At 72.5% G+C, this 15,069-nt stretch carries 12 protein-coding genes; 2 read left to right on the forward strand and 10 right to left on the reverse strand.

From position 1 onward, the window contains the following. Window positions 1–17: 17 nt before the first annotated feature. The 4 genes from ACFYUV_RS11710 to ACFYUV_RS11725 all read right to left on the reverse strand — a co-directional run bounded on the left by ACFYUV_RS11710 (window position 18) and on the right by ACFYUV_RS11725 (window position 6,960). Window positions 18–2,861, reverse strand: coding sequence for a nitrate- and nitrite sensing domain-containing protein (locus ACFYUV_RS11710; RefSeq protein ID WP_387667808.1), 2,844 nt, complete (start codon window positions 2,859–2,861; stop codon window positions 18–20). Between the two features lie 225 nt (window positions 2,862–3,086). Further along, window positions 3,087–5,312, reverse strand: a complete 2,226-nt coding sequence (locus tag ACFYUV_RS11715) for a [protein-PII] uridylyltransferase (RefSeq protein WP_387667811.1) — start codon at window positions 5,310–5,312, stop codon at window positions 3,087–3,089. Continuing rightward, the gene (locus ACFYUV_RS11720) at window positions 5,309–5,647 is read right to left on the reverse strand and encodes a P-II family nitrogen regulator (protein WP_352321406.1); all 339 of its coding nucleotides are present in this window, start codon (window positions 5,645–5,647) and stop codon (window positions 5,309–5,311) included. The genes ACFYUV_RS11715 and ACFYUV_RS11720 overlap by 4 nt, the downstream gene beginning before the upstream one ends. Further along, window positions 5,644–6,960, reverse strand: coding sequence for an ammonium transporter (locus ACFYUV_RS11725; RefSeq protein ID WP_358283648.1), 1,317 nt, complete (start codon window positions 6,958–6,960; stop codon window positions 5,644–5,646). Before ACFYUV_RS11725 ends, ACFYUV_RS11720 begins: the two co-directional genes overlap by 4 nt. Before the next feature lie 192 nt (window positions 6,961–7,152). On the opposite strand from ACFYUV_RS11725, the gene ACFYUV_RS11730 reads away from it, so the two are divergent. Next, the gene (locus tag ACFYUV_RS11730; protein ID WP_387667815.1) at window positions 7,153–8,073 is read left to right on the forward strand and encodes an ABC transporter substrate-binding protein; all 921 of its coding nucleotides are present in this window, start codon (window positions 7,153–7,155) and stop codon (window positions 8,071–8,073) included. On the opposite strand, the gene ACFYUV_RS11735 is transcribed toward ACFYUV_RS11730, so the two are convergent. Then, the gene (locus ACFYUV_RS11735) at window positions 8,057–8,821 is read right to left on the reverse strand and encodes an MOSC domain-containing protein (protein ID WP_387667818.1); all 765 of its coding nucleotides are present in this window, start codon (window positions 8,819–8,821) and stop codon (window positions 8,057–8,059) included. The genes ACFYUV_RS11730 and ACFYUV_RS11735 overlap by 17 nt on opposite strands. Before the next feature lie 10 nt (window positions 8,822–8,831). Then, window positions 8,832–9,635, reverse strand: coding sequence for an alpha/beta fold hydrolase (locus ACFYUV_RS11740; protein ID WP_387667821.1), 804 nt, complete (start codon window positions 9,633–9,635; stop codon window positions 8,832–8,834). Window positions 9,636–9,714: 79 nt separating this feature from the next. Between ACFYUV_RS11740 and ACFYUV_RS11745 the strand changes: the two genes are divergently transcribed. After that, window positions 9,715–10,281, forward strand: a complete 567-nt coding sequence (locus ACFYUV_RS11745; RefSeq protein WP_387667823.1) for a TetR/AcrR family transcriptional regulator — start codon at window positions 9,715–9,717, stop codon at window positions 10,279–10,281. 87 nt (window positions 10,282–10,368) lie between these two features. Here the strand turns inward: ACFYUV_RS11745 and ACFYUV_RS11750 are convergent, their stop codons facing one another. The 4 genes from ACFYUV_RS11750 to ACFYUV_RS11765 form a co-directional block, all read right to left on the reverse strand. Beyond that, complete coding sequence (locus tag ACFYUV_RS11750; protein WP_358283634.1) at window positions 10,369–11,310, reverse strand: sigma-70 family RNA polymerase sigma factor; 942 nt, start codon at window positions 11,308–11,310, stop codon at window positions 10,369–10,371. Window positions 11,311–11,416: 106 nt separating this feature from the next. Further along, complete coding sequence (gene hutI / locus ACFYUV_RS11755) at window positions 11,417–12,562, reverse strand: imidazolonepropionase (protein ID WP_358283632.1); 1,146 nt, start codon at window positions 12,560–12,562, stop codon at window positions 11,417–11,419. Continuing rightward, a complete protein-coding gene (locus ACFYUV_RS11760) occupies window positions 12,559–13,881 on the reverse strand; it encodes a formimidoylglutamate deiminase (RefSeq protein WP_352326836.1) in 1,323 nt (440 codons plus the stop codon). The genes hutI and ACFYUV_RS11760 overlap by 4 nt, the downstream gene beginning before the upstream one ends. Beyond that, window positions 13,872–15,041 carry an allantoate amidohydrolase gene (locus ACFYUV_RS11765; protein WP_387667827.1) on the reverse strand — a complete coding sequence of 390 codons (1,170 nt, stop codon included), beginning with the start codon at window positions 15,039–15,041 and terminating at the stop codon, window positions 13,872–13,874. The genes ACFYUV_RS11760 and ACFYUV_RS11765 overlap by 10 nt, the downstream gene beginning before the upstream one ends. Window positions 15,042–15,069: the final 28 nt, after the last annotated feature.

The following is a 15,069-nucleotide window of genomic DNA, read 5'->3' on the forward strand; positions in this document are numbered from 1 at the left end:
CCTCCCCAGCGGGACGCTTACTCACTCTGTTCCTCCTGTCCACGTACTTCCTGGCGGCCCCGTCGCACACCCTTCTGGTAGCTGGCCATGCGGCTGCGCATCCGGTCGGCTGAGACCGGTGGCGCCGGCGGCGGCGACTGCTGAGCCTGCTGCTGAGCGGGCTGGCTGGCCGTGCCGGGGACCAGATTGGCCTTGGGGGTGCGCTTGGGGAGCCCCGCGGCGGTCACGCCGCCGAGGCTGGGCTCGCTGGCTTTGGCCGCCGCACGCCAACCGGCGTCCGCGGCCGTCTGCCACGCTTCCTCCCCAGAGGGTACGGCTTGCGCGGGCCTCGCCTCACCGCCGTTCTCGCCGGACGAGGACGCCTCGGGCGCCGACTCCCCCGGCGGCCTGCGGAACCACGCGGACTCCACCGACGCGAAGATCGGCAGAAACTCCTCCTGCTCCGGCTCCATCGGCGAGACGTCCACCGAGGGCGTCGGATCGGGACGGCGTACGTCGTTCGTCCCGTAGTTCGTCGCGTAAGGCGGCGGCGTCGGGAACGTCCCGCCGCTCGCCGGGTACGGCGGGAACGAGCCGGTGCCCGACGACAACGACGGGTAGGCCCCGGAGTCGAACGAGGACGGCTGCCGCCGGTAGGAACCGCCGTCGGTGTCGGCCGTGAAGCCGTTGACCGGACGGCCCGGGTCGGAGTTGAACGCCCCGAGCCCGTGCCTGGGCGCGGGCGGCGGCGGGTTGTCGAAGGACGGCGGCCCGGAGGGAGCGCTGTCGAAGGTCCCCGAGGGCGCCGGGCCCGCCGGGGACGCCGACGGCCCGGTGCCGAACCTGGCCGGGTCGCCCGGAGCCGGCCTGGCCCCGTTCGCCCCGTTCGCCTCGACCGAGTCGAAGCTGCCGAACGACCGGAACGAGCCGTTCGGCGCAGGCGGCGGCACGGTCCCGCCGCCGAACGCGGGGCGCTGCGGCAGCGGCTGCTGCATGTTGTCGGCGATCAGCGTGGGCGGCAGCAGCACCATGGCGATCAGCCCGGCGCCCTCGCCCTTGCGCAGCTGCACCCGGATGCCGTGGCGCAGCGCCAGCCGGCCGACCACGAACAGGCCCATGCGGCGGGAGACCGACACGTCCACGACGGGCGGCTCGGCCAGGCGGCGGTTGGCCTCGGCCAGCTCCTCCTCGGTCATGCTGATGCCGGAGTCGCTCACCGACAGCAGCGCGCCGCCGCCCTCGATGAGGCTGCTGGAGACCAGGACCTGGGAGTTGCTCGGGGAGAACTGGATCGCGTTCTCGACCAGCTCGGCCACCAGGTGGACGAGGTCGTTGGCGGCGCTGCCCTGCACGGACGTGGCCCGGTGGACCTTGACCTGGACCCGCTCGTAGCCCTCGACCTCCGACAGCGCGGCGCGCACGACGTCGACCAGCTTGGCCGGCTGGCTGCGCCGGCGGGTGGCCTCGTGGCCGGCGAGGACCAGCAGGTTCTCGGAGTTGCGGCGCATGCGGGTGGCCAGGTGGTCGAGCTTGAACAGGTCGGCCAGCCGGCCGCCGTCCTGCTCGCCCTTCTCCAGGCCGTCGATCAGCGAGATCTGTCGCTCGACCAGCGTCTGGGTGCGGCGCGAGAGGTTGACGAACATCGAGCTGATGTTGCTGCGGAGCTCGGCCTCCTCACCGGCCAGGCGCACGGCCTGGCGGTGGACCTGGTCGAAGGCCCGCGCGACCTCGCCGATCTCGTCCTGGCCCTCGACCTCGATCGGGCGGACCTCGGTGCTGGCCTCGCCCGAGACGCGCAGCTGGCGGACCACGTCGGGGAGCCGGAAACCGGCGATCTCCAGCGCCTCCGTGCGCAGCCGGCGCAGCGGGCCGACCATCGAACGGGCGATGGCCACGGTCAGCAGCAGCACGATCAGCAGCAGCGCCAGGATCAGCACACCGGCGATGATGGCGTTGCGGATCTCGGCCTCGCGCAGCTCCTGGCTGCGCAGGTTCACCTTGTCGGCGAGGTCCTTCTCGATCTCGTGCAGGACGCCGATCGCGACCTTGTTGTCGTTGAACCACTGCTCGCGGGCGTTGGACCGGGAGGAGATCAGGTTGTCGGCGATCCGCACGCCCGGGGCCCGGCCGCTGGCCAGGGTGACCGCGCGGGCCTTGGTGAGCTGGACGTTGACGTACTCGTTCTTGCCGGTCAGCAGCTTGGACAGCTGCAGGCCGATCTCGACGCCGGCCTCGGCGCCCACGGTGGCGATGTCGCTCTGCTCGCGGGCGTTGGAGGCGATGAACCGCTCGACCTCCTTGGCGTCGACGCGCTCGACGTTGTAGGAGTTCTTCAGCAGCTGCACGCGCTGGCGGGACATCTCCTCCTTGGCCTGCGCGAGCGCGCTCAGGGCGCGGAAGTGGCCGATGATCTGGGAGTCGTCCGACAGCAGCGAGAGCTCGTCGTGCAGCTTGAGCAGGGTGTCGGTCAGGAAGTCGTACCGGATGGTGTCGGCCTGGCCCTCGGCGCGGATCTTGCTCAGCCGGTTGAGGTCGTACTTGGCCTGGCCGGCGGCCTTGACGACGCGTTCGCCGTAGGACTCGTCCATGGTGTCGAGGTCCGCGCGGACGCTGGTGACCAGCTTGTCGACCGCGGCCTTGTACTCGGCGAGTTCGCCGGCCTTCGACTTGCGCAACTTGGGATAGGCGCCGATCCAGCCCCCCGTGTCACGCTCCAGGCCGAGTGCCTGCACCAGGTCGCGGATCCGGCCGGCCTGCTCGGCCGCGGTGGCCGTGCGGTCGTAGTCGCCGATGCTCTGGACCGAGCCGACCACACGTGCTCCCCCGAGCACGACGCCGGCGATGGTGGGCACGAGGATGAGCGCCGTCAGACGCCATCTCACGCGCCAGTTCCGCAGGCCGAGGCGAGGCAGCGACCGCTTCCCGCGGTCCCGCCTCGCGGCATGGCCGCTGTCGGAGTTCCCCGTGATCACTGCTTTCGCTACCCCTCAATCGTCCCGTTCAAACGACGGGTGTTCAAGCCGTCCACAAGGTATCCGCAGCATCCGACTTAACAGGCATTTCGGACACAATCGTTACATATGTGACCGACAGTTGTTCACTGTTGGTTATCGCAGTGCGGCCAGCACCTGATCGTGGACTTGAGCTCGCTGCGCGCTGTCGCTGAGGGGGCGACCGGCGCGGTCCACGACATAGAAGACGTCCACCGCCTCCGCGCCGAGAGTCTCCACGCGGGCGGCTCTCACGTCAAGACCGCACTCCCCGAACGCCCGTCCGATGCGCCACAGGAGCCCCGGCCTGTCATGGGCCCTGACTTCCACCACGGTGGCCGTCGCGGAGGCGTCGTCGACCAGTGTCACCCGAGGTGGAGCCACAGGTACCCGCGGCGGCCGCACGGACCTGGTCCGGCGGGCCAGCCGCTGCTCGATGTCAAGACGGCCGGCAAGGACGAGACGGAGGTCGGCCTCCAGGGTGGCGGGGTCGGGCGGCGAGCCGTACTCGGGCACGACGGCGAACTCGATCACCGCCGTGCCGCCCGCCGAGGCGGCCGACGCCGAGCGCACGACCATCCGGTGGGCGGCCAGCACCCCGGCGGCGCTCCACAACAGCCCGGCCCGGTCGGGCGCGACGACGGTGACCGCCCCGCCGTTGACGCGCACCGCGCCGCCGCCGTGCCGGGCCAGCGCCGCCTGCTCGGGCGGGATCGAGGGCGCCCTGGGCGGCGGCGAGCCCGACAACACGGACCTGACGCGGCGCACGAGGTCGGCGACCAGCCCGGCCTTCCAGGCGTTCCACGCGGCCGGCCCGGTCGCGTTGCCGTCGGCGACGGCCAGCGCGGCCAGCAGGTCGAGCACCTCACGGGAGCCGACCGTGGCCGCGACCTTCTCGATCGTGACCGGGTCGTCGAGGTCCCTGCGGGTGGCGGTCTCGGGCAGCAGCAGGTGGTGGCGTACGACGGTGGCCAGCGTCTCGACGTCGCGGGCGGGCAGCCCCATGCGCCGGGCGATGTCGCGGACCACGACCTCGCCCGTCGCCGAGTGGTCGCCCGGCCAGCCCTTGCCGATGTCGTGCAGGAGCGCGCCGATCAGCAGCAGGTCGGGACGGGAGACCTCGCGGGCGTGGCCGGCGGCGTTCGCGGCGGCCTCGATCAGGTGCCGGTCGACGGTGAAGCGGTGGATGGGGTTGCGCTGCGGACGGTGCCGTACGCGCTCCCAGTCAGGAAGCAGCTTGACAAGCACGCCCGCCTGGTCGAGCTCCTCCCACACCGGCACGGCGGCCCGTCCGGCGCCGAGGACGGACACCAGCGCGTCGCGCGCCTCCTCCGGCCACGGCACCGGCATCGGAGCCGACTGAGCAGCCAGGACGGACACCGTGGCGGGCGCCAGCGGCAGCCCCGAGCCGGCCGCCGCGGCGGCGGCCCGCAGCACCAGGACGGGGTCCTTGCGCGGGTCGGCGCCCCTGGCGAGCACCACCTCGCCGCCGTGCTCGACCACGCCGTCGGCCAGCGGGCGGCGCCCTCTCGGGACCGGTCCTGACAGCAGCCTGTCAACCGTGCGCCAGGTGGCGTCGAAGGCGTGGGAGACGGTCCGGCCCGCCTCGGCGAGCCGGCGCATGAGGGCCTCGGCGTCCAGCAGGCCGAGCAGCCCGGCCACCGCGTCCTGCTCCTGGAGCACCAGCCGGTCGGCGCCGCGCGCGGTGACGACGTGCAGCGCGTGCCGCACGTCGAGGATGAACTCGTGGGCCTCGCGCGCCCGCGGTCCCGGGGCCGAGGCGACCCACGCCGCCGCCACGGCCTGCATCGCCTGGACGTCGCGCAGCCCGCCGCGGCCGTCCTTGAGGTCGGGTTCGAGGAGGAAGGCCAGCTCGCCGCTGACCTGGGCCCGGCGGTCGGCCGACGCGCGCAGCTCGCCCAGCCTGCGCCGCGAGTCGGCCCGCCACTCGGCCAGCACCGCCTCCCTGGCCCTCCTGGTCAGCTCGGGGTCGCCGGCGACATGCCTGGCCTGGATGAGGCCGAGCACGGCCTTGAGGTCCTGCCCGGCCACGGCCACGGCCTCCGCCACGGTCCGCACGGAGTGGTCGAGGCCGACGCCGGAGTCCCAGATCGGGTACCAGATGCGCTCGGCGATCCGCGCCACGTCGGCCCGCCCGTCGTGCAGCAGGACCAGGTCCAGGTCGCTGCCGGGGGCGGGCTCGCCGCGGCCGAGGCTGCCGACGGCGACCAGAGAGACCTGGTCGCCGTCGCTCGCCGTCCTGAAGAGGTCCTTGAGCCAGCGGTCGGTGTCCGCGGTCCGCTCCTTGCGGGCCGCGGCGTACGAGCGCGCCTCTCCTCTCACAGGGCCTCCGGCCCTCGCTCTCCGGTGCGTACGCGCACGGCCGTGTCGACGGGCACGGACCAGACCTTGCCGTCGCCGATCTTGCCGGTGTGCGCCGCCTTGACGATGACGTCGATGACGTCCTCGGCGTCGTCCTCCTCGGTCAGCACCTCCAGGCGCACCTTCGGCACCAGGTCCACCTGGTACTCGGCGCCGCGGTAGACCTCGGTGTGGCCGCGCTGGCGGCCGTAGCCGCTGGCCTCGCTGACCGTCATGCCCTTGATGCCGAACTGCTCCAGCGCCGCCTTGACGTCGTCGAGCTTGAACGGCTTGATGATCGCGGTGATGAGCCTCATGCCTCCACCTTCTTGGGAGCCGGTGCCGGGGTGAGCGGACCGTTCGGGGTGGTCACGCCGGAGGCGTAGACCGTGCCGAGGTCGTACCCGGTCTCGGCGTGCGTGGTGACGTCGATGCCGGTGAGCTCGTCCTCGGCGGAGATGCGGAAGCCCATCGTCCTGTCGATGAGCTTGCCGACGATCCAGGTGGCGGCGAACGAGTAGCCGCCGATCGCGACCGGGCCGAGCACCTGCAGCCCGAGCTGGCCGAGGCCGCCGCCGTAGAACAGCCCCTTGCTCTGCTGGTCGAGGAAGGGATAGGCGGCCAGGAAGCCGAGCGAGACGGCGCCGATGACGCCGCCGACCAGGTGCACGCCGACCACGTCGAGCGAGTCGTCGAAGCCCAGCCGGTACTTCAGGCCCACGGCGTAGGCGCAGACGGCCCCGGCGGCCAGGCCGATGACCATCGCGGCCCACGGGTCCACGAAGCCGCAGGCCGGCGTGATGGCGACCAGGCCGGCGACCGCGCCGGAGGCGACGCCGAGGCTGGTGGCGTGGCCGTCGCGCAGCTTCTCCACGACGAGCCAGGCCCCCGCGGCGACCGCCGTGGCGATCTGGGTGTTCATGAACGCCAGCCCGGCGGTGCCGTCCACGGCCAGCTCCGAGCCGGCGTTGAAGCCGAACCAGCCGAACCACAGCAGGCCCGCGCCGAGCAGGACCAGCGTCAGGTTGTGCGGCCGCATCGGCTCCTTGCGCCAGCCCTGGCGCTTGCCGATCACGAGGGCCAGGGCCAGCGCCGCGGCGCCGGCGTTGATGTGCACGACGGTTCCGCCGGCGAAGTCCTCGATGCCCATGGTGTTGAGCCAGCCGGTGCCCCACACCCAGTGGGCGACCGGGAAGTAGACCACGGTGGCCCAGATGACGCTGAACAGGATCCACGCGCCGAACTTCGCCCGGTCCGCGATCGCGCCGCTGATCAGGGCGACGGTGATGATGGCGAACGTCAGCTGGAAGGCCGAGAAGACCAGGCTCGGCATGCCGGTGCCGTCGTCCTTGGTGGCCGTCTCCACCAGGCTCTGCAGGCCCAGGGCGTCGAAGCCGCCGACGACGTTGTTCAGCAGCGAGCTGCCGTTGTCGGTGAAGGCGAGCGAGTGCCCGAACAGCACCCAGGCCACGGTGACCGTGATGATGGCGCCGAAGGACATCATCATCATGTTCAGGACGCTCTTGGCCCTGGTCATGCCCCCGTAGAAGAACGCGAGGCCCGGAGTCATCAGCAACACCAGCGCGGTGGCCGCGAGCATCCAGGCTGTGGTGCCGCTATCGATCTTCACGACGCGACCCTCCTTACGTGTGACGTGTTGCCACAGCGTGTTCGGCCGGGGTTTCGTGGCTCGACCTGCAGTGTTTCGCGGCGGTGAATCTCACCGGCACGGTGTTTCGGGTAGGTTTCGGCCCCTTCACACGCGCCGATCCGGTCATGAGATACTTAGGATTGCCTAACCTAATAGATCAAGGAATCCCTCATGCGTCTCCGGCTTCTGGCCCTGCTCCCCGTCCTCGCTCTGGCCGCCTGCGGCACCTCGACCGGCACGGAGGACGCCGGCCCCACCCGGACCGTCAAGCACGCCATGGGCGAGACCAAGGTGCCGATGACCCCCAAGCGGGTCGTCGTGCTCGACACCGACAAGCTGGACACGATGGTCTCCCTCGGGATGGCCCCCATAGGCGCGGCCCAGGCGGGCGAGAACCAGACCTGGCCGGAGTACCTCGGCTCGGCGTTGTCGGCCACCAAGCCGGTCGGCACCCTCCAGCAGCCCAACATCGAGGCGATCATGGCGCTCAAGCCGGACCTCATCCTCGGCTCGAAGTTCCGCCAGGCCGCCTTCTACGACAAGCTCAGCAAGATCGCGCCGACCGTGTTCACCGAGAAGGTGGGCGTCACCTGGAAGGAGAACTTCCTGCTGGACGCCGAGGCCCTGGGCAAGAAGGAGCAGGCGTCCGGGCTGCTGTCGGCCTACGAGCAGCGGGCCGGGGCGCTGGGCGGGAAGTTCGGCAAGCTGTCGGTGAGCATCGTGCGCTTCATGCCCACCGAGATCCGCATGTACGGCCCCGAGTCGTTCAGCGGCATCGTGGTCGGCGACGCGGGCGTCCAGCGGCCCGAGGCCCAGCGCCTGGCCGACCAGGACGACAAGCGCTTCGGCAAGCTGAGCCAGGAGAACATCGCCAAGGCCGACGGCGACGCCGTCTTCTACAGCGCCTACGGCGAGGCCGCCGCCAAGTCGCAGGCCACGGTCACCGGCGGCCCGCTGTGGAAGAACCTGGCCGCGGTGAAGGCCGGCCACGCCCACGACGTGGACGACGAGATCTGGATGACCGGCATCGGCGTCACCGCCGCCGGCAAGATCCTCGACGACCTGGAGAAGTACCTCAGCCCGCTGGCCTGACCCGGTCGCCCCGGGCGATCCGGCCGGGCCGCAGCACCCGCGCGTAGACGCCCGCGCACGCCTGGAGCCCGGCCTCCAGCACCTGGACCCGGTTGTGCCGGGCCACCACGCGCAGCGCCTCGGTGTCGCGGCCGAGCGCGCCGTGGGCGAGCGTCGGCACCGCGCAGCGCGGGCTGGCCACGATGACCTGGAGCACGACCTCGTCCCCGACGTGCAGCTCGCGCCCCACCCAGTCGTTCTCCACGAAGCCCGCCGCGTCCGTCCTGATGATCAGGTTGGGCCGGTAGCGGAGGGCTTCGACGTGCCCCCGCGGGCTGAGCTCGCCGATGCGGGCGATCGTCGAGGTGGAGATCAGGTGCAGGGGCGCGAAGTCGAAGAAGGTGCCCGCCGGCGAGGCCCCGCCGAGCGTGCCTGCCGTGTACGGCACCTCCGCCTCGATGCCCTCGGCCAGCACCCGCTCGGGCACCGACCGCTCCAGCTCGGCCCCCTCCGGCGGCACGTCGATCAGCCGCACCTCGCGGCCGAGCAGCTTCGACAGCTCCTCGTCGCCCGGCACGCGGGCGCCTTCGACGGTCAGCAGGTCGCGCCAGAGCCGCGGGTTCTTGGCGCTGGCGATCTTCCCCGTGGCGACGTCGAGCACCGCCCGGGCCCGGTCGCCGGCCAGGCCGCGCTCGGTCACCTCGCTCTCGGCGACCTCCTCGCCCAGCATCGACTTCACCGGATAGCGGCGCAACGTGTCGACATGCATGATCGAGAGCTTAGGCCCGGTCCCAGAAGCGGCGCAGGTGGGGGACCAGCTCGGCGGCCCGCTCGTCGGGGAAGAACAGCCGGCCGCCGTCGATCTCCACGACCTCCCGCACGCCGGGGATCGTGTCGCGCAGCCAGCGGGCCCAGCTCACGTCGAAGAACACGTCGCCGGTGCCCCACACGACCAGCGTCGGCACGGTGAGCACGGTGAGCTGCGGCTCGATGGCGACCATGTCCGCGGCGTCGATCGAGGCCAGCAGGCGTTCGAAGGCGCGGCCGCCGTCCGGTCTGGCCAGGATCGGGCGCAGGTAGGCGTCCACCAGCGCGGCGGGGTCGTCGATGTGCTCGTAGCCGGCGCCCAAGGCTGTCTTGGCCAGCAGCTCGGGGTGGTCGAGCACGGCGGCCACCAGCCCGGCCAGCTCGCCCTTGGCGGCCAGCTCCACGGTGTCCTTGAACGCCTCCGGCGGGGTGTTGGTGTGCACGTCGCAGTTGGTGAGGGTGAGCGAGCGCAGGCGGCGGGGGTGGCGTACCGCGAAGACCTGGGCGACGGCGCCGCCGGTGTCGTTGGCCACGAGGTCCACCTCGTCCAGGCCGAGCCCGGCGCACAGCTCCTCCACGGCCTCGGCCAGCGCGGGGACGGACAGGTCCGCGCGCGGCTCGCTGCCGCCGTGCGCGGGCAGGTCCAGGGCCACGCAGCGGCGCTCGTCGCGCAGCTCGGCGATGAGGTTGCGCCACAGGTACGAGCTGGTGCCCACACCGTGCACGAACAGGGTCACCGGGCCCTGGCCCACGTCCACGTAGTTGATGCCGTCCATGCCGGCTCCCTCTCGATTACAGACCGACTGTCGGTCTAGGAAATTACCGACCGTTGGTCGGTTTGTCTAGAGTGAGGGCATGAACCTCAAGGCAGAGCGCGGCGCGGCCACCCGCGACAGGGTCCTGGCCATCGCCACGCGGCTGTTCGCCGAGCGGGGCTACGACGACACGTCGATCGAGACCGTGCTCCAGGAGTCGGGGCTGAGCCGCGGGGCCCTCTACCACCACTACGCGGGCAAGGACGCGCTGTTCGAGGCGGTGCTGGAGGCCACGGAGTCGGCCATCGGCGTCAAGATCGCCAAGGCGGTGCGCGGCATCGCCGACCCGGCGGCGGCGCTCCTGGCGGGCGCGCTGGCCTGGGTCAGGCTGGCGGGCGATCCGGTGATCCGGCGCATCGTGCTCATCGACGCGCCCGCGGTGCTGGGCTGGGAGAGCTGGCGGGCGATGGAGGAGCGGTACTCCTTCGGCATGCTGAAGGCGGCCCTGCAGGCGACCGGCGCGGTCCCCGACGACTTCGTCGACCTGCACGCCCACATGCTGCTGGCCGCCGTCAACGAGAGCGCCCTGCTGGTCGCCAGGGGCGGCGACACGGCGACGGCGGAGGCCGCCGTGGAGGAGTTCCTGCGCCGCGTCCTCAAGCCGTAGCAGGCCTTCAGGGCGCTGCTACACGGCCCTGAAGACGGCGGCGCCGCCCGGAAGGCCGGGCGGCGGGGCCGGAAACGTGGAGAAAGGTCAGGCGGCGGCGTTGGCCATGCGGCGCAGCCGGGCCAGGGCGTCGCGCTCGATGCGACGGGCGCGGTCGCGGCCGATGCCGTAGCGCTCCCCCACCTCGGTCAGCGTGTGCTCGCGCCCGTCGAGCAGCCCGTAGCGCCAGCGCAGCATCTCGCTGGTGTCGCCCTCCAGGCCGGTGAGCCACTGGTCGAGCCGCTCGCGCTCAAGGATGTCGATGGCCTGCTGCTCGGGATCGGCCCACGTCTCGTCGGCGATCATGTCACCGAGCTCGGTCTCGTCCTCGTCACCCACGCCGAGCTGCAACGACACCGGGTCGGACGCCCAGCGGCGCAGCTCGCGCACCCGCTCGATCGGCAGGTCGAGGATCTCGGCGAGGTCGCCGTCGGTCGGCTCGGCGTCGAACTCGGCCAGCATGTCGCGGCGCACCCGCATCAGCCGGGTCATCTGCTCGCCGGCGTGCGTCGGCAGCCGGACCGGACGGGCCTGCTCGTGGATGGCCCGTCCGACCGACTGCCTGATCCACCAGGTCGCGTAGGTGGAGAACTTGTACCCCCGGCGGTAGTCGAACTTCTCGACCGCTCGAACCAGGCCCAGGTTCCCCTCCTGGACCAGGTCGATGAGCGGCATCCCCCGGCCCGAGTACTTCCGGGCCACCGCCACCACCAGGCGCAGGTTGGCCTGGATGAACTCGTCCTTCGCGCGCTGGCCGGAGACGGCCAGGCGTTCCAGCTCCTCGTCCGCCGCGTCCCCGATCCGCGGCTCGGAGCCTCCGCTGTCAAGAAGCTGCTCGGCGAACAGGCCCGCCTCGATCCGTTTGGCGAGCTCCACCTCTTCCTCCGCCGTGAGCAGCGGGACCCGGCCGATCTCGGCCAGATACGTCCCCAGCAGGTCGCGGTCAGCGACGTGCTGCTCCTGCGTGCGACTCCCCGTAGGCCTTGCCATCCCCTGGCACCTCGTTCCGCAGCTGCGTCCTATATCCCGCCAACGTCCGGCCGGAAGCAAAGATTCCCTAAACAGCTACGCCAGAGGGAGGGTCTTGGACGTCCTCCTAAAGGAGGAGACCGGCCTGAAACACCTGGTGGACAAGGGGAACGCCGGGTCGGTACGCCAGGTGGACATAGGAGGGGGCGTCGAGCACGACCAGGTCGGCGCGGGCTCCCTGACGCAGCCACCCCACGTCCGTGCGGCGCAGCGCGCGGGCCCCGCCGTACGTGGCCGCGCGCACCGCCTCCAGCGGCGTCATCCCCATCTCGCGCACCGCCAGCGCCACGCAGAACGGCATCGACGAGGTGAACGACGAGCCCGGGTTGCAGTCGGTGGCCAGCGCGACCGTGACGCCCGCGTCGATGAGCCGCCGCGCGTCGGGATAGGGCGAGCGGGTGGAGAACTCGGCCCCCGGCAGCAGCGTCGCCACCGTCCCGCTCGACGCAAGTGCGTCGACGTCGGCGGCCGACAGGTGGGTGCAGTGGTCGGCCGAGGCCGCGCCCAGCTCGCAGGCGATGCGCACGCCGGGCCCCTCGGTGAGCTGGTTGGCGTGCACCCGGGGCTGGAGCCCGGCCTTGATCCCGGCGTTCAGGATCTCCCTGGTCTGGTCGCCGTCGAACGCGCCGCGCTCGCAGAAGACGTCCACCCATTTGGCGTAGGGGGCGCAGGCGTCGAGCATCTCGCCCGTCACCAGCCGGACGTAGTCGTCGGCGTCGGCGCCCTCGGGGACGACGTGCGCGCCCAGGTAGGTCGTCTCGTCGGTGAGGGTGGTGGCGATCTCCAGCGAGCGGCGCTCGTGCTCGGCGGACAGGCCGTAGCCGCTCTTGATCTCCACGGTGGTGGTGCCCTGGGCGAGCATCTCCTCCACCAGGGCGCGGGCGTGCGTGGCCAGGTCGGCGTCGCTCGCCGCGCGGGTGGCGGCGACGGTCGTCCTGATGCCCCCGCCGGTGTACGGCTGCCCCGACATGCGGGCCTGGAACTCGGCCGTACGGTCGCCGGCGAACACCAGGTGGGCGTGGCTGTCCACGAACCCGGGCAGCACGGCCCGGCCGCCGGCGTGCAGGCGCTCGTCGGCGTCGGGCGCCTGGGCGGCGGGGCCGACCCAGGCCACCAGGCCGTCCTCGACGACCAGCGCCGCGTCGGTGATCTCCTCGCGCTCGGGGTCGCCGGTGTAGAGCAGCCCGATCCCGTCGATCAGCGTGGTGGTCATCGCACCTTTCCTATCGCCTCGGAGAGCATGTGCCCGACGTCGCCGAGCTCGTGGCGGCCCTGCGCGACCACCCTGCGGCCGCCGGAGACCACCGAGTGCACGTCGGAGGCCGTGGCCGCGAACACCACGGCCTCCAGGCCGCCGATGCCCGCCGTGCGCACCGAATCGAGCCGGACCGACACCAGGTCGGCCCACGCCCCGGGGATGAGCCGGCCGGCGTCGGCGAAGCCGAGCGAGGTGTGCCCGGCGCCCGTGGCGGCGGTGAGCAGGTCGGCGGCGCTCCAGTGGCCGCGCCGCTCGCTGGTCAGCCGCTCGTCGAGCTCGACCGCGCGGGCCTCCTCGAACAGGTCGATCACGGCGTGGCCGTCGGAGCCGAGCGTGATCGGGGTGCCGCGGTCGGCCGCCGCCCTGGCCGGGCCGACGCCGTCGGCGAGGTCGCGCTCGGTCGTGGGGCACATGCAGATGTACGTGCCCGACTGGCCGAGCAGCTCCACGTCGGAGTCGGTCAGATGGGTGGCGTGCACCGCGGTCGAACGCGGGCCCAGCACGCCGCGCTCGTGCAGGATCTGGACCGGCGTGGCGGCGTACGTCTCGGCGCAGGCGGCGTTCTCGGCGCGCTGCTCGGAGACGTGCGCGTGCAGGGGGGCGCCGTGCCGGTGGGAGAACTCGGCCACCACCGGCATCTGGTCGGGCGGCACCGCGCGCACGGAGTGGACGGCGGCCCCGATCTCCACGTCGTGCTGCCCCTCGTAGGCGGCGGCCAGCTCGTCGGCCCTGGCCGCCCAGCCGTCGGCGCTGCCGTCGCTGAAGCGCAGCTGCGTGCCCGACAGCGGCACGCCGATGCCGCCGGACAGGTAGCAGGTGTCGAGCAGCGTGATGCGCAGCCCGGCCTCGCGCGCGGCCTGGACGAGCGCGTGGCTCATCACGTTCCTGTCCTCGTACGGGCGGCCGCCGGGCCCGTGGTGCAGGTAGTGGAACTCGCCCACGCAGGTCACCCCGGCCAGCGCCATCTCGGCGTAGACGGCCCTGGCGAGCTGGAAGTAGGTGTCGGGGTCGAGCTTGCCCGCGACCTCGTACATCTGGTCGCGCCAGGTCCAGAAGTCGCCCTTGCCGCGCTGGGTGGCGCCGCGCAGGGCCCGGTGGAAGGCGTGGGAATGGGCGTTGGCCAGGCCGGGGATGGTCAGGCCGGGCAGCCGCTCGGCCGAGCCGGGCTCACCCCGCCCGATCCTGGCGATCCGGGCGCCCTCGACCTCGATGAGGACGCCGTGGGCGACCCCGTCGGGCAACCAGGCCTGCTCGCACCAGTAGGTCAGCGACACAGATCCTCCAGCACGTCCGCGAGTGCCACCACTCCCGCATGGCAGTCTGCCTGGTCGGCGTGCTCCTCGGGGGAATGGGACACGCCGGTGGGGTTGCGTACGAACAACATCGCGCTCGGGACGCCCGCCGTGGCCAGGATTCCGGCGTCGTGGCCCGCTCCGGTCGGCAGGATCGGCGCGGGCGTGTCGCCGCCCGCCACGCGGGCCAGCCGGTCCCTCAGCGCCGCGCCGAAGGCGACCTCGGGGGTCCACGACTCCTCGCGCACGTCCGCGCCGGCCGCCGCGGACAGCTCCTCGACCAGGGCGCGGACCGCGGGCTCGGCCGGGCCTCGGGCGTCCAGCCAGGCCGTGACCAGGCCGGGGACGGCGTTGGCGTTGCCGGGCGAGACGCGGGTCTTGCCGACCGTCGCCACCACGTCGTGCCGCTCGGCCGCCTCCCGGGCGGCCAGCACCAGGCGGGCGAAGGGCAGCATCGGGTCGTCGCGGTCGGCCAGCCGGGTGGTGCCCGCGTGGTCGGCCCTGCCGTGGAAGTCGAACCGCCACCGGCCGTGCGGCCAGATGGCGCTGGCCACGCCCACCGGGCGGCCCTCGTGCACCAGGCCGCGGCCCTGCTCGACGTGGAGCTCGACGAACGTGCCGACGGTGGCCAGGGTCTCGGCGTCGGGGCCCACGTCCGCCGGCTTGCGGCCGGCCCGCGTCAGGACGTCGGCCAGCGTGTCGCCGTCGTCGTCGGTGAGCGCGAGGGCGCGTTCCGGCGTCAGCGCGCCGGTGAGCAGCCGGGAGCCCATGCACGGCACGCCGAACCTGGCGCCCTCCTCGTCGGTGAAGCAGGCGACGCCGATCGGCCGGCCCGGCGTGACCTGCCGTTCGCGCAGCAGGTCGAGGGCGGCGAAGGCGGACACCACGCCGAGCGGGCCGTCGTAGGCGCCGCCGTGGCGCACGGAGTCGAGGTGGCTGCCGGTGACCACGCCGGGCCGGCGCGACGGGTCGCCCCACCAGGCCCAGAGGTTGCCGTTGCGGTCTTCCCGCAGGTCGAGCCCGCGGCGCGCGGCCTCGCCCGCGAACCACCCGCGTAGCTCCATGTCGGCGGCCGACCAGGCGTCTCTCACGTATCCGCCGGAGCGGGGATCTCGTCCTATGTGCGCGAGTGGTTCAAGCATGGGTCCACTGTAGTGAATGGATCCATTC

Origin of the sequence: Nonomuraea sp. NPDC003560, assembly GCF_042878785.1 — a bacterium.
GTDB lineage: Bacteria > Actinomycetota > Actinomycetes > Streptosporangiales > Streptosporangiaceae > Nonomuraea.

Coding starts and splice junctions, on each gene's coding strand:
- ACFYUV_RS11720 (WP_352321406.1), bottom strand. CDS start 5,647: ATGAGGCTCATCACCGCGATCATCAAGCCGTTCAAGCTCGACGACGTC.
- ACFYUV_RS11730 (WP_387667815.1), top strand. CDS start 7,153: ATGCGTCTCCGGCTTCTGGCCCTGCTCCCCGTCCTCGCTCTGGCCGCC.
- ACFYUV_RS11735 (WP_387667818.1), bottom strand. CDS start 8,821: ATGCATGTCGACACGTTGCGCCGCTATCCGGTGAAGTCGATGCTGGGC.
- ACFYUV_RS11740 (WP_387667821.1), bottom strand. CDS start 9,635: ATGGACGGCATCAACTACGTGGACGTGGGCCAGGGCCCGGTGACCCTG.
- ACFYUV_RS11745 (WP_387667823.1), top strand. CDS start 9,715: ATGAACCTCAAGGCAGAGCGCGGCGCGGCCACCCGCGACAGGGTCCTG.
- ACFYUV_RS11750 (WP_358283634.1), bottom strand. CDS start 11,310: ATGGCAAGGCCTACGGGGAGTCGCACGCAGGAGCAGCACGTCGCTGAC.
- hutI (WP_358283632.1), bottom strand. CDS start 12,562: ATGACCACCACGCTGATCGACGGGATCGGGCTGCTCTACACCGGCGAC.
- ACFYUV_RS11765 (WP_387667827.1), bottom strand. CDS start 15,041: ATGCTTGAACCACTCGCGCACATAGGACGAGATCCCCGCTCCGGCGGA.